Origin of the sequence: Oligosphaera ethanolica, from assembly GCF_030814695.1 — a bacterium.
GTDB lineage: Bacteria > Verrucomicrobiota > Lentisphaeria > Oligosphaerales > Oligosphaeraceae > Oligosphaera > Oligosphaera ethanolica.
This window is the reverse complement of record NZ_JAUSVL010000001.1, coordinates 2,040,297-2,066,261: the sequence shown is the minus strand read 5'-3', so window position 1 is coordinate 2,066,261 and position 25,965 is coordinate 2,040,297. Positions and strand designations below refer to the sequence as shown.

The window sequence follows — 25,965 nt, the reverse complement described above, 5'->3', positions numbered from 1 at the left end:
GGGCGTCTCGCCCGCACCAACGCATGGGTTCAGGACCTCACACGACCTCCAAATAGCATTGCGTAAGCGTTCCCTGATTACCTCCCCGGCGCCTCTCCCGGCCGTGGCGCGGACCCCGTCTCCCGGCCGCAGTGCGGGCGTCTCGCCCGCACCAACGCATGGGTTCAGGACCTCACACGACCTCCGATCAGCCACACGCAAACGTGCCTGATTACCTCCCCGGCGCCTCTCCCGGCCGTGGCGCGGACCCCGTCTCCCGGCCGCGGTGCGGGCGTCTCGCCCGCACCAACGCATGGGTTCAGGACCTCACACGACCTCCAAACAGCCTCACGTAAACGTGCCCGGTTATGTCGCGCGCCCGTCTCCCGGCCTGTCGCGCGCCCGTCTCCCGGCCTGTCGCGCGCCCATCTCCCGATTGTGGTGCGGGCGGTCCCCGTCCTGTCGCGCGCCCGTCTCCCGATTGTGGTGCGGGCGTCCCGCCCGCACCCTGGACTTTGGACAATCTTGCACGGACTCCTACGCAACGTCCGGTGCTGATTTTTTTCCCTCCGCCAGCTCGCTTTGCATTAAACGCACCAGATCGCGCAGGGATGGACGGGTGACCGGGTCGTTTCGCCACCGTTCTCGCGTTGGGAATGCCTCGTTTCGCTTGTCATCGTAGAGTCGTATGCTTGCCAGAAGCAAAGCGGCATAGCAAGCCGAGATGAAAGCGGGCACTTTAGCTACTGAATCTTTGTTCCACACCTGGGCTTTGCCAATGCCAAGTATTGCTTTCTGGTCTCGAAAGCTGACTTCGATCTCCCAGCGAAGCAAGTAAGCCCTTATAGCCTGTTCGATCGTGATCTTGTTTATGGCACCGGTTACGACCAGGAAGGCAGGCTGCCGATAGAGAGTGCGCCCATTCTTGGTCAGACGATAGGGAAAAGGCTTAATGACTATGAGATTACAGGGCTGATCGTGGGTCGCACCCGGCCACCTGACGTTTTGGACGCACTTGTAATGCACGGCAAGTTTACGTCCGTGCTTGAATACCTCCATGGTCCGCGTTTCGTAGTTGTCGCTGGCAAGAATATCCTTGGGTGAAGGCAGACGTTGGCCGTACTTGCGATTGCCTTTGCGTTGTTCGGGGCAAAGAGGCTCGACAAAGACCGTGTCCTTCCTCGCTCGCGCGACGATCACGGTGTTGTGAGGAGGATCAGTCAGGAAACAGCTGTTGGCAAAACTGCCGTCGGCGCTTTGGATAAGGACACGGTCGTAACCGCCAGGTATTGCGTCGATTGCCCCACGAAGGGAAAAAAGCTGCTGGCGACCGCGCACACTCATGTTGTGCTTTTTCTTCTCTTCCTTCAGTATCTGTTCCTCCTCCGGACTTGTCACTTTTCCAGCCTTGACCGGTGGTGCGTGTCTGAACGCCACGGGTACGGCTCGACTGGAGTTGGGATCAGAGCCGTGGCACATGATGGTCGTTTCCAGATAGCGCTGGCCAATGACCAGATTGACATGAAACGGGGGGCTGATAGGGTCCCGGGCGTAAGCAGTACCGGGGATTTTTTTGCCGGTCTTGCGCACGAGCGTATCGTCGATGGCGGAAATGATGGGGTCGTAGACTGGGCAGAGACTGACGGCCTCCTGGATAATGGGCCCGAATATGCCTTCACAGTCCCATTTACTCCGGGAGAAAAGTTTATAGAACGCGCTCCAGTGGAACACCATATCTAGAAAGTTAATGGCGCTGGTTATGGTTTTTGGATGACTGGCGCCCAAAAGGCCGATGCCTATCGTGACAAATCGCTTTCGTGACCGAACATCCTTGATGCCCACGCTCAGAGTCGCCAAAAAAGCACGCAACCACACAAGCAGCGATTTGTTTTCCATGGCTAATCGTCCTCCTCTTGGTCCAGCAGTGCAAATTCGTTGCGTCCTGTACGCCGGAACGTGTGTCCGTCGAGAACCTTCTTGGTCATCGCCGACACGATGGACTCGCGACGCAGCTTCACGCCATGGCGCTTCTGCACGCGGTCAAGGATCTCATTGATGTGAAGAGGCTCCCCCGCTTCTCGGAGTATATCGCTAACTAGTAACATGTTAGATCTTTTTCCGGCTGCCTTTCGGTTCGCTTCCAGGCGACCGTCCAAACCTTTGGCCGAGCGCAATGCCTTTAGTCCGGATTCAAGCATTGTTTCCAAGACATTACAGAGATCGTTGCTGCTGATTTCTTTTGCCATACCCGTAGCCCTTCCTTGTTGTGACCAGACACGCCAGCATTCAAGCTACGGGTAGCATAATACGGAGTAGGTAGAATGCAAATTAATTTTTAGATTTATTTTTAAACAAAAAAAATTGTCCAAAGTCCAGGGTGCGGGCGTCCCGCCCGCACCGTCACATGGGTTCAGGACCTCACACGACCTCCAAACAGCCACACGTAAACGTGCCCGGTTATGTCGCGCGCCCGTCTCCCGATTGTGGTGCGGGCGGTCCCCGGCCTGTCGCGCGCTCGTCTCCCGTCTTGTCGCGCGCCCGTCTCCCGCCCGCACCGTCGCATGGGGCCAGGACCTCACACGACCTCCAAACAGCCTCACGCAAACGTTCCCTGATTACCTCCCCGGCGGCGCTCCCAAGAGTCCAACAAGTCCTCAAACAGTCCCCGGCGTCCAAGGCGTCATTCCCCACAGTCCCAAAAGTTCCCATAGTCCAATCCATGAGATCATGCCTCATGAGTCCGTGAGTCCTCGCTCCTGCGCACAGTCGCCAATTAGTCCCATCGGTCCCAGGCGTCACCACGATCCCGGCTATTATCAATGGCCCGCTATGACTCCGCTGCCGCAAAGGACGGCGGAAATCAAGGTCGAATGGCTGGGCGGCGGCGGGCCGTGGGTTTCCTGCACATTGTCCCCGGTGTTTTCCCCACCGGGGTGGTTACTGACCGATTACATTTTCACCGCTTTTTGCGCCGTCGCCTATTTGAAAATCCCGTTTTCGGTCATAATGTAATAACTCGTCAGCAACAAATGCGTACCTGTAGCTCAGTTGGATAGAGCGTCTGGCTACGGACCAGAAGGTCGGGGGTTCGAACCCCTCCAGGTACGCCACTTTTATGACATGCCCGTGGCGGGGTAGCTCAGTTGGTAGAGCAGAGGACTGAAAATCCTTGTGTCGCCGGTTCGACCCCGGCCCTTGCCACCATTTTTTTTGCTCCAGCAAAAAAAATGCCACGCCGTAGCTCACCCCAGCGAGCGCAGGCGGGCCTTCCTCCGATACAACATTGCTCCAGCAAAAAAAATGCCACGCCGTAGCTTGCCCCAGCGAGCGCAGGCGGGCTGCAACCTCAGCGTTGCTTTCAGATAAAGTTTGCATTCCTTGCCGCCAGTCCTGGCGGCTTTTTCGTATCAAGGAGGATAATATGTCGAAATACTATTTCGTCTACCTCCTGAAGGACATTGCCACGGAAACCCATCATTACACGGGCTTTACGGAAGATTTGGCCGATCGTCTTGCGCGTCACAACCGTGGACAGGTTCCGCATACTGCGCCGTTTGCACCGTGGCGCATAGAAACCAGCATTGCCTTTACATCGGAAGAAAAGGCCCGCGCATTTGAACAGTATTTGAAATCCGGCAGCGGGCGGGCCTTTGCCGCAAAGCATCTCTGAGACACAGCTTTTCACGTCTTTTCTCTCTCCAATCTGCTCAACTGCTCAGATTTCTTGTCTGCGACCTGTGTCACCCCCAAATTTAGACACAGGGCGTAACTCGCTGATTATCAGGCACGCAATTTTTTATCCCCCGGCCGGTTTTACTTTCACCCACACCGCGAAGCATCCGGCCGCCACACGAAAATCGTCTCTGTTTGCTGTGTCGCGCGACACAGGTTATCGCCGCTGCACGTTTGTACCACTCAGCACGACACGGGCAACCCGCGCCACGAACGTTTGTCCCACTCTGCTGCTGATTGCGCGCCCTGCTACGGGTTGCGTGCCGGCTTGTCATCACACCGCCGCCGTTGCCTTCCGCAATATGACGTGGTTGGCCATCGGCTGGTGACGGACGATGCAGTCCATGGCTAACCCGGCATGAAGCGCGACCGGTAGCTGGAAGCCAATGGCCAATGTCTTCTGCGCTTATGTCCTTGGCCGATTTTGTGGGTACACTATAGTCACCCGCCTCGGCACCACCCGGCATAACGACATTGACTCCTTGCTGCCACACAACTGGACTCCCGCACGCAACTGACACTACCCGCACACTATCGCGCCACCGCCCCGATCCGCTTCACGCGGACCGGGGGCATTTCGGCTCTTCCCGGTTTTAGGAAACTGGAATATTTCAGTCTTGGAATATGCCGTACAGGAATCGAATCAGCTATTGTGTCAATCAGGGTGCTGCATAGGGTTTCGAATCGTTTTTGGCGGTTCCAGTACTGCTGTTTGGTTCTGCCGGGTTTGTGGCAAAAAGCGCTGTGAAGATCGCTGGGTTTGTGGCAAAAAGCGCTTTGATGACTGATAGTAACGGGCCGATGCCGCCGGCGTCGTTCTGTCGAGGCGTCCAACGGCTGCGCGCCGCCCATCGGATACGGCTTTGGCGGTAACATAGTGCGGTTGGTATAAACCTCCAGAAACCGTGCAATCTGTTCGAACATATTGGAGATGAGTCCGATGAGTGCAGAAAAACCGACTATTGAGCAATGGCGGCGCGCCTACAGGCTGGCCAGTGAAGTATATGACCTGGCACCCTGGGTCTGGATGTATGACAATGCCCATCTGGGTTTTGTGGATCCCAAAGACGCTTCGCCGCACTTTATCAGCATTATGGGGCAGGAGGGCGAGCATTTTGCGGTCGCCGTATACCGGCGCGTGGAAGACCTTTTTCACATCCTTGATATGATTGACGATCCGGGTGCCAACGCCGATGCGATCCTCGAGACATCGCAGTTACAGCTGTCATTTGAGGACCGGGACTACCTGGTTCCCGCGGACATGCGGATTATCAAGCAATTGAAGCTCAGGTTTCGCGGCAAGCAGGCTTGGCCCTGTTTCCGCAGTTTTTTGCCGGGGCAGTTCCCGTGGCAGGTGGATAGCGATGAACTGCGCCTGCTCATTCTTGCTCTCGAACAGGTTCTTGCCGTGGCTCCGCGCTTTAAAGACGATGTGGATGGGCTGAATCGCCTGACCAACTTGGGCATGGACGAGCACGTCTTTCTGATGCGCACGCCGGTCAGCCAAGCCGGAAGCAGCGAATGGCAGGAAAGCATGGTCAAGATCGCCCGCCCGGCCGTGCCTGAGATCGTCTCGGACTTAAATGAAGACCTCCTGGAACGCGTTAGGCGCTTACCCGTCGTCAAGAATGAACTCGAAGTCGATATCCGCATGCTGCCGAATCCCGTCCAGGATGGCCGCGCAGAGCGTCCTTTTTTTCCCTCCGTTTTGCTGGTAGTTGAACGGGATGGCGGTACCGTCATCGGTTGCGAAATGATGGCGCCGGTACCGACCCTGGCTACCGTCCACCGTCGAGCGGCGGGGGTGCTGCTCGCTGCGCTGGTGAAACGAAACCTCCGGCCAGAGGTACTCCGCGTACGTACGGCGCAGATAGCCTCCCTCCTGCGTGGCCCATGCGAGAAGCTGGACATACGAGTTACCGTCCACCCGTCTCTCCCGCGGACGGAAGACGCATTCACCTCGCTGTTGCGCTTCTCGGCGAGGAACTGAGCCCCCGGCGGTTGGCCGGAGAAGGGTTTTGCATTCTGCACCGCAAGCGGCGCGGCACAGGGCGGCGTCCCCGACGTTCTCAAGTGTCTCCGGCGTTTATAGTCCAAACATCAGTCTTCTTTACGTATTGCCTTGGCCAATTTTGGGGTCAACTGTACCTGTGGATGGCGTGGATTAGGGCCGATTGTTTTATCCGCAGCGCAGCTCAGCTCAGCTCAGCGCAGCGCAGCGCAGACATTTTTTCATTTATGGGCGAGTTGTTTGAGTTCGGCGGCTGTCGCGGCGTAGTCGTAGGAGTTGACCATCTGTCGATGCCGTTCAATGAATTCGTCCTTCCGATTGGGTGTGACCAAGAAGCGTGACGAGGCGAATTCGCTAACGATCCAGGAATTGACCGTTTCATCGTAGTGTATGTCATCACGGTAAAGACCAAGGTTACAGACGATATTTTCCGCTGCCTGGAAATCGTATAGATCGAGTCCGTCGATGGCGAGCAGTTCGTCCATAATTACCGCCTTGAATTTCATCCGTCGGTCGAGGGCATTGGGCTGGTAATGCAATATGGAATAGGGGGGGAAGAAGAAAATGATGCGGCTGTCAGGCGTCTGCCGGCGGCGGATGCAAGGCAGGAGGGTTTGCCTAAGATTGGCCTGTAAGTCCTCGATACGGAGTGATTCCGGCCAAGTGGTCCTGCTGATATCCACATGATAAAAAAGGCGTGCCAGGCGTTTTTTGCCGAATTCAAAATTTTGGTGCCACGTATATAGGCCATCGCGGTCGGTTTTGCTGCGGACGCCGAGGAAGACTTTGTAGATAGCGTTTTTCAAGTTGTCTGCCGAGAGATACTCACGGAGTTGTATATGGTTGGTTTCGTAGAGACTTTGGTCGATGCGGAAATTGGGTGTCGTCGTGGCAAAAGTTTGTTCTGCGATATCTGAAATCATCAGCTTAAGTGGCTGTTGTTGGTTGACGTAATTCCAGATGTAGGCGCGTTCGGTTACCGAGCCGCCCTGCAGGGTAAATTTCATTGAGTGGACGTCGAAGGCCCGGTCTATTTCGCTGCATTTGAAATTTTCCGACACCGACGATCCGAAAACAGCCGCGTCGTACTGCGTATTGCGGGCGGTGATAGCGTGGTAGCTACGTTCGGGAATGCCCGCCAGGAGAATGTTTTCACGCGTCCCGTAGATATCCGCGGCGTGGATGAAAAGGGCGATTGATGCTATGGCGGCCGCTAGCAGCGCGATCGTGATCCAGAATGTTTTTTTATATTCCATTGCAGATGTCAGGTCAGAAATTGAAGTACAGGAATGGCACGCGCCGGCCGACGAAAATAAAGCCCAGCATAAAAAGGATGATAGTTAGAAACGCCATTTTCCATGGCGTTTTGATTCGCTGTGACCACTCGAGCGAATTTGGGCAGAAGAATGCCATCATCATGCTGGCGACGAGGATGGCGCCGACTTTGTTGACTGAAAAAGTCGCATCGAAAGCCGCTACTTTGAAGTCGTTAGACAGCCATTGGAGACGGTGGAAAGAAAACATGCTGCGCAAGATGCTGACTGTCCGGGTCCAGCTTTGCGCGCGGAAAAAGACCCAGAAAATGGTTACCGTAACAAAGGTCACTGCAATTCCCGCTACTCGGGGCATGCCACCCGTCGGGCAAAATCGTCCCCAGCCGACACGTTTCCACATCCGATGGGTGAGTATAGCGAATCCGTGGAGCGCTCCCCAAGCGAGAAACAGCACGCCGGCGCCATGCCAAATTCCGCTCAGGGTAAAGACGATCAGCAGATTCATCAGTGTTCTTGCCGAACTGCGGCGATTGCCTCCCAAGGGTATGTACAAATAGTTGAGCATGAAGCGGCCTAACGTGATATGCCAGCGCCGCCAGAATTCTTGGAAATCGGCGGCTTTGTAGGGCGAATTGAAATTCAATGGCAGCTGGATATTGAAAAAGAGGCCCAGGCCCATCGCCATGTCACAATAGCCGCTAAAATCATAGTACAGCTGGAGTGAAAAGGCCAGCGCGACCACCCACGCTTCTGCAAACGTTAGGATCGAATTGGAGTCGAAGCCGAGGTTTGAGTATATCGCCAGGGTGTCGGCAATGAAGCATTTTTTAGCCAGTCCGCAGGAAAAGAGGAAGAGGCCGACTGACCAGTTGCGGAAATTGATCGCTTTTTTTGTGGGGTCGTCGAATTGCGGCAGCATTTCCACCGGCAGGACGATCGGGCCGGCGATCAACTGTGGAAAGAACGTAACAAAAAGCGCATAATCCCAAAAGCCATAGTGCACTTGGTTGCTGCGGTAATTGTCAACCAAGAATGACAGCTGTTGGAACGTGTAGAAACTGAGGCCGAGCGGCAACAGAATCTTGGCGCAGGCCCACGACGTGCCAATAAGCGGGTTGATTATACTGATCGTAAAGGCGTAGTACTTGAAGTAAAACAGGATGCCGAGGTTGACTGTCACACCCAGAGCCAGGATCCAGCGCTCACAATGGTGCCGTCCCAGGTCGCGTGCGCGGTATTGCACACGGCCAACGTAAAAATTGAAGAGTATCGAAAAAACAATAATTGGCAGATAAGCCAGTTTGAAGTAGCTGTAAAAAAACAACGAAGCAAGCACCAAGCCGACTTTTGCGCAACGAATTTGCCGCTTTGTTGCTAGGAAGTAAAGAGAAATGACTGCTGGACAAAAGACTAAAATAAAAATGTAGGAATTGAACAGCATTGAATGTGGTTTCTGCTAACTGCGGGAGCCATTTTCAAAAAGGGGCTGGTGCATGAAATCAAAGCTGAACGGACTTGTTTTTGTGCATGTGCTTGAATATAGCGGGGCGCTAAAATTAGACAAGGCCACATGTGAAGGCGGGCGGCGGTGGAGCATAAGCAAAACCAAGGAATGCAACAACCTTCTCGCGGTCCACACGGAGAATTCTGAGAAGAACAAACGGGCGCAGGAATTCTTCGTCGTTGCCGGAGCGGAAGGCATCCGTACGACCGGCCATGCGTCCATGCCCGAGGACATGCAGGTCCGCCGCGGCACCGAGTATTTACCGCGTCCGGTCTATTCAAGACGTTACCTCGGGTTCCATTGCCTCTTTGGTCTCATTCAGCTTCGCCGACTGAGACCAAAGAGGCCGAGAAACACGAACAATAATGGCGTTCTACCCAGGGCGCCGCTCCGCCTTCGGCGTCGCTTGCCCTGGGCTATCATAGATCGCGCTTTCAGCGCTCAAATGCCAATCGGATGATGGTTTCCGGCTGGGCGATCAAAAAGGCCACAGGGACAACCAATATCAATGGGTTGTTGCCTGCCACGAAAAATGGCCGCGTTTCTGCCAACCACGATGGCCGAAAATGTTTTGTCTTGGGCTGTGGTTTCCTATCTCCAATAGGCAAAGAGAACAACACCCAACAAGGCGGAATTAAGGAGACTTTTTCGCCCTTTTGAAGTTATTACGAACAACCAAACGTATAGCCATAAGAAGACCAAGCATCGCAGGATAACGGCCAGCGCATCTCGTTTGGTCCGTGACGGCGGCGCGGGGGAATCCGCGCCGCAAGCGGCGCGGCACAGAACGGGGGCGCGGCACAGAACGGCGGAATCCGCGCCGCAAGCGGCGCGGCACAGAACGGCGGCGCGGCACAGAACGGCGGAATCCGCGCCGCAAGCGGCGCGGCACAGAACGGGGGCGCGGCACAGAACGGCGGAATCCGCGCCGCAAGCGGCGCGGCCTGGACTTTGGACAATTTTTTTGTTTAAAAATAAATCTAAAAATGAATTTGCATTCTACCTACTCCGTATTATGCTACCCGTAGCTTGAATGCTGGCGTGTCTGGTCACAACAAGGAAAGGCTACGGGTATGGCAAAAGAAATCAGCGGCAACGATCTCTGTAATGTCTTGGAAACAATGCTTGAATCCGGCCTAAAGGCATTGCGCTCGGCCAAAGGTTTGGACGGTCGCCTGGAAGCGAACCGAAAGGCAGCCGGAAAAATATCTAACATGTTACTAGTTAGTGATATACTCCGAGAAGCGGGGGAGCCTCTTCACATCAATGAGATCCTTGACCGCGTGCAGAAGCGCCATGGCGTGAAGCTGCGTCGCGAGTCCATCGTGTCGGCGATGACCAAGAAGGTTCTCGACGGACACACGTTCCGGCGTACAGGACGCAACGAATTTGCACTGCTGGACCAAGAGGAGGACGATTAGCCATGGAAAACAAATCGCTGCTTGTGTGGTTGCGTGCCTTTTTGGCGACTCTGAGCGTGGGCATCAAGGATGTTCGGTCACGAAAGCGATTTGTCACGATAGGCATCGGCCTTTTGGGCGCCAGTCATCCAAAAACCATAACCAGCGCCATTAACTTTCTAGATATGGTGTTCCACTGGAGCGCGTTCTATAAACTTTTCTCCCGGAGTAAATGGGACTGTGAAGGCATATTCGGGCCCATTATCCAGGAGGCCGTCAGTCTCTGCCCAGTCTACGACCCCATCATTTCCGCCATCGACGATACGCTCGTGCGCAAGACCGGCAAAAAAATCCCCGGTACTGCTTACGCCCGGGACCCTATCAGCCCCCCGTTTCATGTCAATCTGGTCATTGGCCAGCGCTATCTGGAAACGACCATCATGTGCCACGGCTCTGATCCCAACTCCAGTCGAGCCGTACCCGTGGCGTTCAGACACGCACCACCGGTCAAGGCTGGAAAAGTGACAAGTCCGGAGGAGGAACAGATACTGAAGGAAGAGAAGAAAAAGCACAACATGAGTGTGCGCGGTCGCCAGCAGCTTTTTTCCCTTCGTGGGGCAATCGACGCAATACCTGGCGGTTACGACCGTGTCCTTATCCAAAGCGCCGACGGCAGTTTTGCCAACAGCTGTTTCCTGACTGATCCTCCTCACAACACCGTGATCGTCGCGCGAGCGAGGAAGGACACGGTCTTTGTCGAGCCTCTTTGCCCCGAACAACGCAAAGGCAATCGCAAGTACGGCCAACGTCTGCCTTCACCCAAGGATATTCTTGCCAGCGACAACTACGAAACGCGGACCATGGAGGTATTCAAGCACGGACGTAAACTTGCCGTGCATTACAAGTGCGTCCAAAACGTCAGGTGGCCGGGTGCGACCCACGATCAGCCCTGTAATCTCATAGTCATTAAGCCTTTTCCCTATCGTCTGACCAAGAATGGGCGCACTCTCTATCGGCAGCCTGCCTTCCTGGTCGTAACCGGTGCCATAAACAAGATCACGATCGAACAGGCTATAAGGGCTTACTTGCTTCGCTGGGAGATCGAAGTCAGCTTTCGAGACCAGAAAGCAATACTTGGCATTGGCAAAGCCCAGGTGTGGAACAAAGATTCAGTAGCTAAAGTGCCCGCTTTCATCTCGGCTTGCTATGCCGCTTTGCTTCTGGCAAGCATACGACTCTACGATGACAAGCGAAACGAGGCATTCCCAACGCGAGAACGGTGGCGAAACGACCCGGTCACCCGTCCATCCCTGCGCGATCTGGTGCGTTTAATGCAAAGCGAGCTGGCGGAGGGAAAAAAATCAGCACCGGACGTTGCGTAGGAGTCCGTGCAAGATTGTCCAAAGTCCAGGGCCTCTTTGGCCGCAGTCGGCGAAGCTGACTGCGGCCAAAGAGGCAATGGAACCCGATGAAACGTCTTCGCCGTCGTTTACGTTACGCCCCCGGAGCTGTTTATAGGTCGCCCCTCATGGCTCAATTCGGGTGGTGCCTTAGCCCAGGGCAAGCGCCTTCAGCGCTCAAAGACGGCACTCGCCGGCACTCGATCTGGCGGTGGCTGGGGCGGACACATAGGTCCGCCCCTACACCATTCGCCGGCAAGCGCCGGCACTCACGCGGGCGGACACATAGGTCCGCCCCTACACCATTCGCCGGCATTCGCCGGCACTCACGCGAGCGGACACATAGGTCCGCCCCTACACCATTCGCCGGCAAGCGCCGGCACTTGCTCGGGTTGGCGTTTCACCGCCGCGAAGCGGCCGAAGCGCCAAATTGACCTGCCCGGCCACTGGGACGACCTCATGGCCCAACGCGGCTGCCGCCCCCTTGCGGCCTTCTACCTCAAGTGATTTTTTTATCCGCTTGGACCAGATAGCGCGGCGTTGGGGTGAGGACTCACGACTCATACATGGTCCCATGGATTGGACTACGGGGACGCTCGGGACGCTGGAGAATGACTCGTTGGACGCCTTGGACTCTTGGGGACGTCTTGACGCTCTGGAGGCTTTGGGACGCTTGGGACTGGCACCAAGGTGATTGGGACGGTTCCGTGGAGGCGGCCGCTTGCGGTCGCCTGGACCAATCGCAAGGGTGACGTCTTGACGCTGGGGACCGCTAAGCGCGGCGTTGGGGTGAGGACTCACGACTCATAAGGCATGGTCCCATGGATTGGACTACGGGTCCCGCGCCCGATTTTCAGTCCATCTTCACTTTTTGCCTTGACCTATTTTTGGGGTCCGCTATAGCTTCATTGTGCTGTGCGTTCTTGGCCGGGCGATACATTTTCAGTCAGAGCTTGGCAAGCTTGCTACCGCCGGCAATTCGCTCATAGTCGTATGCCGGCGTTTCCATTTCCACTCTTCCACGGCGCTGAAAAGGCACGGTACGATAAAAAGGGTGATTATGCTGACCGCCATACCGCCGACAGAGGGTATTGCCATCGGTTGCATGACGTCTGAGCCGCGTCCGGTCGCCCAGAAGATTGGCAGCAACCCGAAGACCGTTGTCGCTGTGGTCATCAAGCAGGGACGGATGCGCTTCAGTCCGGCGTCAATGACTGCGGCACGAATCTCCTGTACGGACGCGAACTGCCTGTCCTTGAACACGGATTCGAGATAAGTGGCAATCATCACGCCGTCGTCATCGACAACGCCGAAGAGCACGAGAAAGCCCACCCAGACTGCAACGGACAGGTTGTAGTCCCAGAGTGCCAGCATCATAAAACCACCACTGGCTGACACCAGGATTCCGAAAAAGATGATCGGTGCGATCCACCATCGTTTGAATCCCATAACCAGCATGCCGAACATGATCAGCAGCGTCAAGGGAACCAGTATTTTTAGTCGCTTCATGGCCCGCACCTGGTTTTCAAACTGTCCTGACCATTCCCAGTAATACCCCGGTGGCATCTGCAGACGGCCATCTTTCAGAGCCTGCCGGAGCAACGCTTCGCCCTCATTGACGACTGATACTTCGTCGCGTTCGCGCGTATTCAGCGTGACATAGCCAACCAGCAGGCCTTTTTCACTCTTGATCTCCTGGGGACCGAGAACGGTCGTGATGGTCGCCAGTTGCGCCATGGGAACCTGTGCGCCGGTGGCTGTCGGCACGCTGATGCGGCTGATCGCTTCTGCATCTTCGCGAAAGTCGCGCGCCAGCCGGATTCGGATCGGGTAGCGTTCGCGTCCTTCGACTGTTTCCATCAGATTGACGCCGCCCAGTGCCATTTCAATGACATCCTGCACATCGCGGATATTCACGCCGTAGCGTCCGATCCGTTCCCGGTCAATCTCCAACTGCAGATAGGGTTTGCCGACAATGCGGTCGGCAACGATATCGACTGCTCCCGGCACCGTTTGCAGAAGCTGTTCCATCTGCAGCCCAACGCGCTCAATTTCACGCAGGTCAGAGCCGTAGATTTTGATGCCCATCATGGCCCTGAGTCCGGTTTGCAGCATGATCAGCCGGGTTTGAATCGGTTGCAAGAAGGTCGGCAGAACGCCGGGAATGGCTGTGACCTGCTGCAACTCTTCCAGAATCTCGCTTTTATGAATCCTCCGGGATTCCGGCCACAGCCGGGCAAGAGGCACTCTGCAAAAGTCCGGCCAGCTGGAGAAGAAACGCCGGACCGGCAGGCGGCGCCACTCCGTTTCCGGCTTGAGGATAATGATGCTTTCGATCATGCCGATCGGCGCCGGATCTAGCGCCGACTCCACTCGCCCCACCTTGCCTACCACCGACTCGACTTCCGCAACCTGGGCTATCGCCCGGTCTTGCATGCTGTTGACCTCAATTGCCTGCGCCAGCGAAGCCTGGGGCAGCAGCGATGGCATGTACAGAAATGACCCCTCATCCAAAGGCGGGAAAAACTCCCGTCCGATGCCAGGCAGAATGCGCCGCCGATTCAGTGACATTAGTCCAGCCGCTTTTTCGGCTGCCTGCTCACTGGGGTCCTGGCGCCGCCAGAGCAGGCGTCCTCGCTGGCGACCGCTGCCGTCAGCGACCTGTTCCAAGGCCAGGTGGGACAATTCCAGCAGCGGTCGCTTGATTCCAGCATTGGCGGGCACCTGCATAACCGTGCACAATCCCGGCGAGGCCAGTTCGCGGGACGCCAGATTCACCAGCCATTCCAGGGGATAGAGGGTGCGGCCGATGCCGAGCCAGACGCTAAGCCCGCAGGCCAAAAGCAGAAAGGGCAGGATCAGAAAAGTTTTTTTATGATCAAGAATCCAGGTCAGCGCCGGAACGTAAATACGGTTAATTCCCCGTGAAACACGATTCCGTTCCAACGGCACAAATTTTTCCCGAGTCATCCGCACGCAGCAGAGCGCCACTCCGACGCCGGTGACTGCGGCAATCAGCCAGCCCTGACTGGTCACTCCCAGGCCGAAGACAAAGGCGGCCCGGACAATGACCATCACGGCCAAACCGATAAGGGCGGATCCTCCCCAGACCAGCCTGTTTCGCAGTTTGACGGGGCGGAAAAGCAGGTAGCAGAGAAAAGGAACCACCGTCACGGCTAGCACCACCGATGAGCCAATGGCAAAGGTCTTGGTGAAGGCAAGCGGCCGGAACAGCTTGCCTTCCTGAGCCGTCAGAAAAAATACCGGTAGGAAGGACACGATGGTATTGGAAACAGCGGTGACAATGGCTCCGCCGACTTCGGTTGCGCCATTATAGACGAGTTTGAAATAGCCTTTGCCCTGTTTTTCCTCGTCCGTAGCTGAGGCGACATGGCGGTAGATGTTTTCCGACATGATGATGCCAATATCGGCCACATCGCCGATGGCGATGCCTAGGCCTGCCAGGGACATGATATTGCTGTCGATACCGAAGAACTTCATGAGAATAAAGGTCAGGGCCACCGCCAAGGGCAGCGTCGATAATATCGTCAGCGTCGTGCGCAGATGCAGCAGGAAAAATAGGATCACCAGGCTGGCTAGGAGAAGCTCTTCGCCCAAGGCTCCTTTCAGCGTCTGAATGGTCTGGCTGACGATGTCGGAGCGGTCATAGAACGGGACGAGACGCACCCCGGAGCGGCGCCCGTCCGCCAATAAACGGCTGGGCAGTCCCGGCGCGAGCTGGGCAATCTTCTGTTTCAGCCGTTCTACCACCTCCTTAGGATTTTCGCCGTAGCGCATGCTGACGACGCCCCCGACCGTTTCCATGCCCGCCTTGTCCAGAGCGCCGCGGCGAAAGTCGCCGCCGAGCTGCACTGTGGCGACGTTTCGCACCGTCAACGGCGTGCCTTCCTGCTGTCGAATGACGATTTTTTCAATGTCATCGAGACTTTTGATAAAACCGACGCCGCGGATGAATGACTCGACGCCATTGTGTTCAATTGCTTTGGCGCCGACATCGACGTTGCTGCGGGAGACCGCATTATAGACATCCATGAGAGTGACGTTATGGGCGCGGAGACGATCGGGATGCAGATCAATCTGATATTGTCTGACAAATCCTCCCACGCTGGCGACCTCGCTGACGCCGGGGACGGCATTAAGCTGATAGCGAACATACCAATCCTGCAGCGAACGCAGTTCCTCCAGATCAAATCCCTCACCTTCCAGGGTGTACCAGAAAATCTGTCCCAGTGCGGTTGCGTCGGGTCCGAGCTCCGGGATGACATCGGCCGGCAACCGTGAGCGGGCGATGTTCAGCCGTTCGAGTATCCGAGACCGGGCCCAATAGTAGTCAACCCGATCATCAATGATCACATAGACCATGGCAAAACCGAAACCAGACATGGAGCGGATGGTCTTGACGCCCGGAGTGCCGGTCAGACTGGTGGCGAGAGGAAAGGTCACCTTGTCATCCACATCCTGCGGGCTGCGGCCGGGCCAGTCTGCATAGACGATGACCTGTTTTTCGCCAATGTCAGGAATGGCATCAACCCGGGTGTGTTTGAGCGCATAATAGCCGCCCCCAAGCAGGGCAAGCAGCGCTATTGTCATCGCCAACGGGTGCGTCAGGCACCAGCGGATTACGGCGTTGACCATGGCCGGTTCCTCCTATTTATGCTCGTGGTGAGCTGGCTCGGCGGCCGGATGGTCGGACACACCGCCCATGCCGGTATTTGCTCCCGGCTTTGGCCCCGTCGGGAGATCGCCGGTCAAGCCGCCCGGATAAAGCAGGCTGGGCCGTCCGCTGATTTGAAATTGGCTGTCGATCAGGAAGCCTCCTCGGGTCACCACCCGTTCTCCCTCGGTCAAGCCGCGCAGAATGGGATAGAAGCCCTCGGCCCGTGGTCCCAGCACGACCTCCCGCGACTCGAATAAACCGTGTTTTTTTTCGACATAAACCAGCTGACGGCTGCCGCAGTCCAGCACGGCACTAGCCGGGATGACAAGCAGGCCGCCGGAGCTAAGCGACGATGGGGATTTCACGGCCGTCAGCTTCATCTCGCAGACCGGGCAATTACCCTGCTCGGAATAGGTTTTGTCTCCTTCGCAGCCCATGGGGCAGGCGTATTTGGGTTTGTCGCGAGCCGCTGTCGGCTCCGCTGGGGCCTTGGCGGCACCGGGAATCAAGACCAATGACATCCCGCAGTGCGGGCACTCGCCCTCGCTCCGGTTCAGTACCTGTGGGTGCATCGGACAGGTGAACTGCCCTTCGACGCCGGTCGGCGCTGCCTGCCCATCGGCCTGCAGCAGCGACTGGATGGTGACACTGACAAACATGCCTGGCTTGAGGGCATGGTCGGGATTGACAATATAGACGGGCACCTGGATCGTCCGCGTCAACTCATTTACTACCGGCAACACAAAGGACACCCGCCCCGCATACTCCTGGCCGGGGAGGGCTTCCGCCGTCAATTTTACCGTCTGGCCGTAGCGTATCCAGGGTAGATCGTATTCATATACGTCGACATAAGCCCAGACGACATCAAGATTGGCGACCCGGTAGAGGACGTCGCCCTCCCTGAAAGAGCTGTTTTTCACCACCATTTTAGCCAGAACCGTTCCCGTTATCGGCGAATAGATGGTTACCCGCTCGGCAATCTGCTTTTTTGTGGCAAGGGAGTCAATTTGCTCCTCGGTCAGCCCCCAACGCCGCAGTTTATGGCGGGACGACTCGACGAGAGAACTCCCCAGGCGTTGATTTGCCGTTCCCAGGGCAATCAGCATCTCCTGCTGGGCAGTGATCAATTCCGGACTGTAGATTTCCAGCAAATGATCGCCCGCCTTGATCTCAATGCCGGTCAGATCGACGAAGAGTCTTTCCGCATAGCCATTGACCCTTGCAGTTACTGTGGCCAGCGACGACTCGTTATAGCTGATTTTACCGACTGCCCGGAGGGCGTGCGTCAGCTCTCGGCGTTCTACCGGCGTTGTTTCCACTCGGGCCATCGCCAATGCCTGCGCGCTCAGCTGAAGGGACGGAATCTCTCCCGAATCCTGGGCGGAGGAATCGGACGGAATCAGCGGCATCTCGCAAATCGGGCAACGCCCCGGTCCGCTCAAGCGAATTTGCGGGTGCATGGAGCAGATCCAGACTTGGGGAGCGGCCAGGACCGGGGAGCCGGTGACTGGGCTTTCTGACAATCGCCTCAAAAAGTCATTCCGACCGGTCAGATACCCGGCAAGGGCGACGGCGACGAGGAAGACAAGCAGCACAAGGGTGGATATGATTTTTTTCTTCTTCATGGTCGTCGCTCTCCATTTTCGCCGATTGCGATGACGTCCGTGGCCTCTTCCAAGCGCGCCGTCTGTCTGCCTATTTCCCCTTTAGTGGCGATGATTTTGAGTCTGGTTGCCAGTAGTATCCGGTGTTGCTCAAGCAATTCGGTGAAAGTGACCTGCCCGTTGCGATAACCAGCCTCGCTTGCTTGGAAACCCGCATCTGCCTGCGGCAACAATTCATTGATATAGAGTTCAAGGCTTCGCTGCGCAGCCTGGAGGGCAATCCGCGCCGTCTCAATCCGCAGGGCGTTTTCCTGCGCGGCGACTCGGGCTTCTGCCAGATTCGCCTGGCGCAGCAGTTTTGCTTGCCGCACGCCTGCACGCAGACTGGAGCGCCAGACCGGCAAATCAAAGCCGACCATCAGCATCAGCATATCCTCACCCGATCGGTTGCCACGGTATTCCACGCTCACAATCGGATCGGGCCAGAATTCCTTTTGCGCAAGTTCGGCCTGCTGTCCATACATGGCACTTCTGGCAAGTGCAGTCAGAACGTTCGGACGAGTTTCGGCCGCCTCGCGCAAATCTGACGACCATGCATCCAGGGCTGGCCACTCTGGCGGCGGTAACAAGGTCTCGACAGGATGCTCCGGGGGCCGGTTCATCAGCACATTCAGCGTAGCGCCCAGCACAGCTTCCTGGGCATCAAGCTCTATGAGGGACTGCCGCAGAACCGTTTTTTCCGCCTCCGCTCTGATAAAATCATTTTGCGAACGTTTGCCGGTCGCATAGAGGGCCTCCGCCAGATCGGCAATGCGCTGTATAACCTGCTCATCGGCACGGGTGACGGCAAGGGTGCGACGAATGGCATACAGACTGTGGAATGCCTCTTTGGTTTCGCGTTGCAGCCGCAATGCCTGGGCGGCGAGTGCATGACCGGCGCCTTCGTACTTCCGGTCGGCGATCTGCCGACGCAGTTCACGCTTGCCGTACCAGGGAATTTTCTGTTCGAGGGTGACCCGTTTCTCGGCGGCATCAGTCCAGTCACTGCCTGCATTCGTCATGTCCATTAGGCCGAAGGATAACATGGGTTCTGGCGGCGTCATCGCCTGTTCCCTCTCTTCACCAACCGCCTCGGCCTGCAGGCGCAGCGCCTCCAGTTCCGGGTGGACGGCCAGTACGGTCCGTACTGCCTGACTGAGACTCAGCCCGACTTCCGGCGCGGGCGACGACGGCGTCTTGTCACCCGCGATGCAGCATATCGTGCCGGACAGGATGATATACGCTATTATCCTTTTCACATCAGCTCTCCTGATAGGCGACAACGACTGCACACGCTTTTTAGGATGCCCTACTGGTCGGCGTCAGACTGAGGTGCCGTCGGGGCAGACTCCAAAGCAATGCCGGCTGCCGTCATCTGCTGTATATACTTCAATGGTTCTTTCTTGACTGCTTCCTCGCAGCCTTTGCAGCAAAGATAGATCCGCTTGCCTTCGACATCCACATAAATGTCCTTATTGATATCCCCCCCCATGACCGGACATTGTGTCTGTTTGAGCAATACCGGCGCCGCGGCGGTCTGACTGGCCGGCTGTTCGTCGGTTTGCTTCGGCGTCGGTTTCCCACACCCATTGGTCATCAAGCACGACGCAGCGCTGATCACGATTGCGGTGATGGCTCTGATTTTCATTGTCGTTCAACTCCTTTTTATCATCTGATGTGAGGGCCAGCTCTTCTGGTCCAAAATTGCTGAGCCCATGTTCCTATAGCCGGCAGAAGGGTGAAAGGGACCCAATGACAAGGACGAATAAACATGAAAATAGCAGTGGACGCATGGACTAGCGGAGGCATTTAGCCGCGAAGCCGCCGGCGGGATCTCCGCAGAAGAGCGGCTGAGCAGCGCCAAGACGGACAAGATCTGCTGCATTGACTTTTATTACCCAGACCGGCTCGGTGTGAAGACTACCAACCTCTTTGTGTAGCTGCTTCGCTTATTGTGGACTCCTTGTCCAGGTGTCGGCCTTTAGCGTTGCTAATATAGACCTCAGCTGGGGAAGTGTGTTTTTGCTCTCGCGATTGACTGATCTGGTTCGTGGGGGGACGCCTTACTCGTTGGCAAGCTCAGCCATGGTCATTTCCTCTCTGGGCGTGGCATGGCCACTTTGGCTTTGAACCAGGGTGCGATAAGTCGCTTCTTCTGGCTAATTTGTGGGGCCTTCTGGGGGGGCAATGGTTAATGACTTCTTCACATATGGCTTTGGCCAATTTTTGGGGCCACTATACTTTCCGGGTGGGCTTCGGCAATCCCAGCGCGTGCAGGTGCTTGCGCACGGCGGTTTCGCGCTCCGCGGGGTAGGGCACATGTAGTTGCTGGCACAGCAGGCGCGCATCCTCTGCGAAGGCATCCAGCGATCGGGCGAGGGAGCGGGCCACGGCGGCCGGGGTCGCCGCCGAGAAATAGACGCGCATCCGCCGCTGGTCCCGGGCAGGCAGCTTGGCCATGTCGCCGGCCCACCATGAGCCTTCGCTTTCGCGGTGGAGAAGATTGAGCACCCGGGCATGCGTCCGGAGGAGCGTTTCCTGGACGTAAAGCAGCTTGTACAGGTCCTGGCGGCACCAGTATTTGCCATCGAGGTAGGCATAGACCCAGAAAGTGTCGATCAAGCGCAGCACGCGCTCCGCAGCCACGGTGGTCTTGGGGTGGACCTTTGCCGCCACCTCGTGCAGTATACCGGTGCGGTCCCAGAGGACGCGGTCGGGCGGCTGGTTGCGCTCGACGAAGAGGGAGCGGGAGATGATGTCGAAATCCGTGAGCAGCAAGTCGTCGCCGTTCTTGAAGAGGAAGGCGTAATTGCAGTAGTTGGGGCGCTCTCCTTCTGGGAGCCAGGCGACAATTGGGCCGAACAGCTTGCCGCAAAGCTCCCGCATCTCGGCTTTCACGGCTGGGTAGTGCGCGTCTTCAATCACGGCGCAGACATCGATGTCCGAATAGGCATCCGTGTCTCCGCGGCCGATGGAACCGTGCAGGTACATGCCGACACAGCGCGCGTCCGCCCGGAAATGGGCTTCGGCGGCGGCCAGCGCTGCAAGCAGAAAAGGGTGCATGTAATACCTCCTTGCCGGATGGCGACTGCAATACGAAGGCCGTTTCCTTGTCGGTGTCAATCAGAGGCTTGTGGACGGAATCGGCGGCGACTCTCGCCGCTCCGCACAGATGAACGAGATGGGCTCGCTATCTTGAAAGTGACGGGTGAACGCTTGGACTATGCGATGGGTCTGGTACTTCAATTATAGCATTCGGGTGTTCCCTGCGGCTGGGCGATTGACAGAATGTAATCGCGGTTAAGGCATGATGCCAAAATTTCGATTCACCGATGGGCAGAACACTCGGACCAGTAATTGAAGCTCAAGCCAGCACACTGACCTGGGTTCCAGGCGCAGGCTGGCATTGAACTGGCGGCTGCGGGAACTCTCTTGATGAGCACGGCTTCTTCCGCCGCCCATCCGAGCCTAAAGTCGGCTTGGAATCACCTGCCACAAGCCGTTGGCCATGATATCTGGCAGGTGGCACTAGTTGGAACCCGATTGGAGGCTGGGGACGCTCGGGGACCGGTTGGACTGATTGGGGACCGATTGGACGCTGGCGTCCCCAAGGGGCCCGAGCCCAACTTTCAGTGCATCTTCTTTTATCGCCTTGTCCTATTTATGGGGTCCACTATACTTAATCAATTCTGCTGCTTCGGCATAATCAGCGGATAGATGGCAAGGCAAAAGCCGGACAGGAGAAGTGATCGCATGATTGGCAAGCGAAAGGCGTTGATGGTCATGATGACTGCAACTTGGCTGGTGGGGTTGGCCGCGGTCGCGCAGGCGAATACAGCGGGGCAGGCGAGCGCAGGTGACGGGCAGCTGCTTTTCGACTTGCGGGCGGCGGGGGTTGTGCCGGCCGGGGCGTTGCAGGCGATTGACGGTCGGGATACCCTTGTGCATGTTTTTCGCGACCAATCGCGGGTGGCTTTGCAGCGCGTGCCTGCGGACTGGAGCGCCTATCACGCGTTGGCCCTGACCGTGTCCTGCCGGCAGCCGCTAGCCGGGCGCTATTCGCTTATCATCAGGTCTGAGAATCGGGACATGCCCGGGCCGGACTACTTTTCGTTCGCGTTGCCAGCGCGTTTCTCCGGCACGCACGAGCTGGTGTTGCCGTTGGCGGAGCTGAGCCGGGTTCGTTCGCCACGCGGACTGGACCAAATTGACGGCGTGGATTTCCACCGCGATTGGATCGGGAACAATCCGCCGGACGCGGACAACGTCGTTACCATCAGTGATCTTCGGCTGGTCAAGGATTTTAGCATCGTCAACGTTCGCGGGCCGCGTTTGTCGGACGAGGAATTTTTCGCGCTAGTGGACACGGGTCATCCTGAGCTATCCGGGGTCAAGGCGGCGCTGGCGGGCGGCGACTATGCGGCGGCGCGGCACGCCCTGAGTGAGCATCTGCGGACGCGGCGCGAGCCGCGCTGGCTGGTTGATCCCCGAGATCGTCCTGGGCGGGGCCTGCCACCGCAGACGCTCCGGGCGGTTCCCGGGGCGGGCGGACGTTATCAGTCGACAGTTACCCTGGACTGGACCGGCTGGAAGCGCGTGGAACTCCGCCTGGAGGATTTTCAGGCCGTGGGCCGGCCGCTGGGCTGGGGGGTGGTCAGCGGACTGCACCTGAGCTGGGACGCGCCCGTGAATTTGCCCGCTGGGACGGCGTTGCATCTTGACGATGTGTCGCTGAACGGCCCGGCCGGGCAGCGCCTGGTGGGAGATTTCGACGCCATTCAGACGGGCTGGGACCAGGTGTTTCAGGACCGCGAGTTCATCCGGGCCGGTACGGCTACCGGCAAATGGTGGTTTCCGGACATGAATCCGGACGTCGTGTGCCGGCGTTATCCGGCGGACTGGTCCGGCTATGAAACCGTGGCGCTGTGGGTGCATGCTCCGGCGGTGGAATGCGGCCGGCTGGTCGTCAAAGTCATGTCGGCGGCGCCTAACACCGCCCGTGCCGACGAGATTCTCAGCCGGACATTTACGATTGGCAGTTTTCGTGATCATCCCTATGCGTTTGGCGAGCGAATTGACTGGTCGGCCAACGCCATGAGTGACGGCGAGTCGCGCACCATTGAATGGAACGCCCAGCTCAACCGTCATTTTCACTTCGAGCATCTGACCAGGGCCTGGTGGGAGACTGGGGAGGAAAAGTACGCGGCCGAGCTGGCCGAGCAGATGAACGGCTGGATCGAAGACAACCCGGTGCTGTTGCTGCAATCCGGGAATAGCCCCTATCATCATGCCTGGGAGACGCTCAATACGGGCATTCGCCTGCATGCGAGCTGGCCCAATGCCCTGGCGCATTGCCTTGAGGCGGAGGCATTCACCGATGATATCATCATCAACATCATGAAATCGCAGGTGGAGCAGGCCCGGCATCTGCTGCGCTGGCCATCGACCGGCAACTGGCTGACGGCGGAGGCGTGGGGCGTATACGTCACCGGCCTGTTGCTTCCAGAGTTCAAGGAGGCCGCAGCCTGGCGTCAGTACGGCATTGATAGCCTGTACCGGCAGTTGCAGGAGGAGGTGTATCCGGACGGCCTGCAGTTTGAGCTGGCCCTGGGCTACAGCAACTGGACGCTGCGGGAATTTACCGATTTGTATGATGCGGCCGTTCTCAACGGCATGGAACATGAACTGCCGTCAGATTATGCTTCCCGCTTGGAGAAGATGTATGTCTATCTGATGGCCAATGTCATGCCGGGCGCAGTGGCTTTTGCGCTCAATGACGCCGGCAACAGCAACGTCAGGCGTCAGCTTATGGACGGCTATCGCCTGTTCAAGCGCCCCGAGTTCCTGTTCGCGGCCACGGATGGCCAGGCCGGCGAGCCGCCGGTGACGGATTCGTTTGGCCAGGAGTGGGTCGGGCATTATGTCATGCGCTCTGGCTGGCATCCTCAGGCCAATGTCCTGCACATGGACGCCGGACTGCAGGGCCGGGGGCATATTCACCAGGATAAGCTGACTCTGGCGCTGGCGGCTTACGGGCAGCAGCTGCTGGTGGATGGCGGGGTGACCATGTACGACAAATCGCGCTGGCGGGCCTACCAGCTGCTGACGCGTGCGCACAACACGGTGCTGGTTGACGGCATGGACCAGTTTGGCGAGAATGCCATGGCAGCCAAGGTCTGGCCGCTGCCGTGGGCGGGCGACCGGCCTGCGGGCAGCGACACGCTGTGGCACTCGTCGCCGGGCGTTGATTATTGCCAGGGCTGGTGGAAGGGCCGCTGGCGCGAGTATGTCGACAGTCAGAACCCGGCGACGAACGCGACCAGGGTCTTGGACACAGTGCAGCATCGGCGCGCCGTGCTGTTCATCAAGCCCGGGCTGTGGGTCGTTCATGACACGCTGTTCGCGACCGACCAGGAGCCGCACACGGCGGAAGTCCTGTATCACATTGACGCGGAGACGGCCGCCGTCGACGACGACGGCGGGGTGGCGATTTTGGCAACGAACAAGGACAAGGCCGGTTTGCGCCTGGCCGCTCGGCCGCAACCCGAGCTGGCGGTGGAGATCGTGACGGGCAAGATGGAGCCGCCGGCACAGGGATGGTCGGCCAACGTCAGGCGGAACCGGCAGAAGGGCATACCGATGTCGGCGGTGCCGACCGCGATCTTCCGTCAACCATGGCAGGGTCGGTCAGACGTGGTGACGGTCGTGCAGCCGTTCCCGGCCACCGAAACCCGCGAGACCCGTTGCGTGTCCATGGCGTGCAGTCCGGAAGCGCAGGCCGCTAGGATTGAGGTCGGGGCGGCAGACGCGTATGCGTGGCTGCACAGCGATGCTCCCGGGCAGGCCATGCAGGCTTTTGCCGATGACCAGGGCGGACCGGTGCAGCTGGAAACAGATGGTCAGGCCGCAGTCGCCGGCGGGACGGGGGCGTCTTTTCGGCTCCTGCTGATTCATGGCCGCCGTGTTGCCGGGCCCGGCTACGCGGCGAGTGTTAGCGAGCCGGCGACGCTGGCGGTGCTGGCGGCCTCGGCGCAGGCGCTGGTGGTCAGTACGGACCGGACGACTGACGTGGCTTTGAGCTTGGCGCTGGTGCCGGCGGCAGGCCTGTCGCTGCACGCACTGGATCGGCGTGGCGCCCGGGTGTCGCTAGTGGCCTTTACGCGCGGCGCGGACGGCACGCTGGCGTGGCCGGCGGCCGCCGGCCAGGAATACGAGCTGACCTGGGGTGGCGACAGTGTTCACGCTATTCGCGCGGCGGAACAGCAGGCTGCGGCCGGGGTACTGTCGCTGCCGGTGCGGGTGCTGCCGTCCTTGCCGGCGGCGCCGGCCGGGCTGTCCATTCTGGTGCAAGCGGAGAATTTTGCGGCCCAGGGTGGCGGGCGGGTCACGGTGACCGATGCCAAGACGGCTGCCGACGGCCGCGCCTTTCTGAATTGGGATAAGACCGGCCATTGGCTGGAATACGCGGTCGAGGTTCCCGCTGATGGTGCATATCCGCTGCATATCCGCCATTGTTCGTCAGGCCCTACGGCCGTGCGCGCGATTATGGTCAACGGGTACTGTCCGCATGCCGATCTGACCCAGCTGGCTTTTCCGGAAACAGGCGGTTGGAGTTCGGGGCAGGACAACTGGGCATGGACCACGGTGCCGGATGCAGAGGGCCGGCCGTTCCTGTTCCATCTGCGGCAAGGACGGCAGCTGATACGCTTCGTCAACTGCGGTAACAGTCTCAATCTGGACTCGTTCGCCTTTGGCGCGCGCCCATAATGACGCCGGCCAGCCGGATCCGCAAAATACACAGAATGTTTTCTCCGCAGATGTCGCCGATTAACGCGGATTTTGTAAGATATAAAGAAATTTGCCGCCTCTGCGGATAAGAGGCGCGCATTTGTTGATGGCCGTATTGCCGGCGGCCATGGCCTTTAGTGAGCACGGCACGTGTGCTGGCACCTGGGTGGCCACATAAACTGCCTCGGCGCCGCTTTCGTCCAGGGCCTGGTCGTAATCACTATAGAAGGCCACTGGCAGTTGCAGCTGAGCGGCGAGGGCTTCGGCACGGGAGCGATCGAGATTGCAGATCGCCGCCAACTCGGATCCCGCGGCGTCGCGCAAGGCTGCCCCGACGCGGATTTTGGCGATATTGCCGGCTCCCAAAAGCAGCCATGAGACGTTTGCCATGTGGGCGGTCTCCGGTGAAGTCGTATTTTCTACGGTTTTTCTGCCTTGCGTGTGGGGGATTATCCCCAAATAGCACGTTTTCCTGGGCTGTGGTAAGTAGATAGAGGTCATCCGAAAACTATATTTGCGTGCCGTAAGCGTGCTTTCCGCCTTTCTTTAGCCATAA

General features: G+C 57.9%; 16 protein-coding genes and 2 tRNA genes. 8 read left to right on the top strand and 10 right to left on the bottom strand.

Going from position 1 to position 25,965, the window contains the following annotated elements; all coding sequences use genetic code 11:
• Nucleotides 1–516 precede the first annotated feature (516 nt).
• A complete protein-coding gene (locus tag J3R75_RS06935; protein ID WP_307259069.1) occupies nucleotides 517–1,875 on the bottom strand; it encodes a transposase in 1,359 nt (452 codons plus the stop codon).
• A 2-nt stretch (nucleotides 1,876–1,877) separates the two neighbouring features.
• Entirely contained in the window at nucleotides 1,878–2,225 is a 348-nt protein-coding gene (locus J3R75_RS06930; protein WP_307259070.1) for an HTH domain-containing protein, read from the bottom strand.
• 787 nt (nucleotides 2,226–3,012) lie between these two features.
• On the opposite strand from J3R75_RS06930, the gene J3R75_RS06925 reads away from it, so the two are divergent.
• From J3R75_RS06925 to J3R75_RS06910, 4 genes are all read left to right on the top strand, one after another.
• Nucleotides 3,013–3,089, top strand: a tRNA-Arg gene (locus J3R75_RS06925).
• A gap of 18 nt (nucleotides 3,090–3,107) precedes the next feature.
• A tRNA-Phe gene (locus J3R75_RS06920) sits at nucleotides 3,108–3,183 on the top strand.
• Between the two features lie 217 nt (nucleotides 3,184–3,400).
• Nucleotides 3,401–3,649: a GIY-YIG nuclease family protein gene (locus J3R75_RS06915; protein WP_307260748.1), complete on the top strand. Its 249-nt coding sequence runs from the start codon at nucleotides 3,401–3,403 to the stop codon at nucleotides 3,647–3,649.
• 1,002 nt (nucleotides 3,650–4,651) lie between these two features.
• Nucleotides 4,652–5,701, top strand: coding sequence for a DUF7309 domain-containing protein (locus tag J3R75_RS06910; protein ID WP_307260747.1), 1,050 nt, complete (start codon nucleotides 4,652–4,654; stop codon nucleotides 5,699–5,701).
• Between the two features lie 242 nt (nucleotides 5,702–5,943).
• Here J3R75_RS06910 and J3R75_RS06905 read toward each other — a convergent pair whose 3' ends face one another.
• Nucleotides 5,944–6,978, bottom strand: coding sequence for a hypothetical protein (locus J3R75_RS06905; RefSeq protein ID WP_307260746.1), 1,035 nt, complete (start codon nucleotides 6,976–6,978; stop codon nucleotides 5,944–5,946).
• Between the two features lie 13 nt (nucleotides 6,979–6,991).
• Nucleotides 6,992–8,437, bottom strand: coding sequence for an MBOAT family O-acyltransferase (locus J3R75_RS06900; RefSeq protein WP_307260744.1), 1,446 nt, complete (start codon nucleotides 8,435–8,437; stop codon nucleotides 6,992–6,994).
• Nucleotides 8,438–8,489: 52 nt separating this feature from the next.
• Here J3R75_RS06900 and J3R75_RS06895 point away from each other — a divergent pair, with 52 nt between their 5' ends.
• The 3 genes from J3R75_RS06895 to J3R75_RS06885 all read left to right on the top strand — a co-directional run bounded on the left by J3R75_RS06895 (nucleotide 8,490) and on the right by J3R75_RS06885 (nucleotide 11,282).
• Nucleotides 8,490–8,960, top strand: a complete 471-nt coding sequence (locus J3R75_RS06895) for a hypothetical protein (protein ID WP_307260743.1) — start codon at nucleotides 8,490–8,492, stop codon at nucleotides 8,958–8,960.
• Nucleotides 8,961–9,573: 613 nt separating this feature from the next.
• Entirely contained in the window at nucleotides 9,574–9,921 is a 348-nt protein-coding gene (locus tag J3R75_RS06890; RefSeq protein WP_307260742.1) for an HTH domain-containing protein, read from the top strand.
• Between the two features lie 2 nt (nucleotides 9,922–9,923).
• Nucleotides 9,924–11,282: a transposase gene (locus J3R75_RS06885; RefSeq protein WP_307259069.1), complete on the top strand. Its 1,359-nt coding sequence runs from the start codon at nucleotides 9,924–9,926 to the stop codon at nucleotides 11,280–11,282.
• 960 nt (nucleotides 11,283–12,242) lie between these two features.
• On the opposite strand, the gene J3R75_RS06880 is transcribed toward J3R75_RS06885, so the two are convergent.
• The 5 genes from J3R75_RS06880 to J3R75_RS06860 all read right to left on the bottom strand — a co-directional run bounded on the left by J3R75_RS06880 (nucleotide 12,243) and on the right by J3R75_RS06860 (nucleotide 20,684).
• Nucleotides 12,243–15,956: an efflux RND transporter permease subunit gene (locus tag J3R75_RS06880; RefSeq protein WP_307260740.1), complete on the bottom strand. Its 3,714-nt coding sequence runs from the start codon at nucleotides 15,954–15,956 to the stop codon at nucleotides 12,243–12,245.
• A gap of 12 nt (nucleotides 15,957–15,968) precedes the next feature.
• Nucleotides 15,969–17,603 (bottom strand): heavy metal-binding domain-containing protein, encoded by a 1,635-nt coding sequence (locus J3R75_RS06875; protein WP_307260738.1) that lies wholly within the window; start codon nucleotides 17,601–17,603, stop codon nucleotides 15,969–15,971.
• Entirely contained in the window at nucleotides 17,600–18,880 is a 1,281-nt protein-coding gene (locus J3R75_RS06870) for a TolC family protein (RefSeq protein WP_307260737.1), read from the bottom strand. The genes J3R75_RS06875 and J3R75_RS06870 overlap by 4 nt, the downstream gene beginning before the upstream one ends.
• Nucleotides 18,881–18,930: 50 nt before the next feature.
• A complete protein-coding gene (locus tag J3R75_RS06865; RefSeq protein WP_307260736.1) occupies nucleotides 18,931–19,269 on the bottom strand; it encodes a hypothetical protein in 339 nt (112 codons plus the stop codon).
• A 587-nt stretch (nucleotides 19,270–19,856) separates the two neighbouring features.
• Nucleotides 19,857–20,684: an aminoglycoside 6-adenylyltransferase gene (locus tag J3R75_RS06860; protein WP_307260735.1), complete on the bottom strand. Its 828-nt coding sequence runs from the start codon at nucleotides 20,682–20,684 to the stop codon at nucleotides 19,857–19,859.
• Between the two features lie 690 nt (nucleotides 20,685–21,374).
• Between J3R75_RS06860 and J3R75_RS06855 the strand changes: the two genes are divergently transcribed.
• A complete protein-coding gene (locus tag J3R75_RS06855; RefSeq protein ID WP_307260733.1) occupies nucleotides 21,375–25,388 on the top strand; it encodes a heparinase II/III family protein in 4,014 nt (1,337 codons plus the stop codon).
• A gap of 60 nt (nucleotides 25,389–25,448) precedes the next feature.
• Here J3R75_RS06855 and J3R75_RS06850 read toward each other — a convergent pair whose 3' ends face one another.
• Nucleotides 25,449–25,799, bottom strand: coding sequence for a Gfo/Idh/MocA family oxidoreductase (locus J3R75_RS06850; protein ID WP_307260732.1), 351 nt, complete (start codon nucleotides 25,797–25,799; stop codon nucleotides 25,449–25,451).
• Between the last annotated feature and the right edge of the window lie 166 nt (nucleotides 25,800–25,965).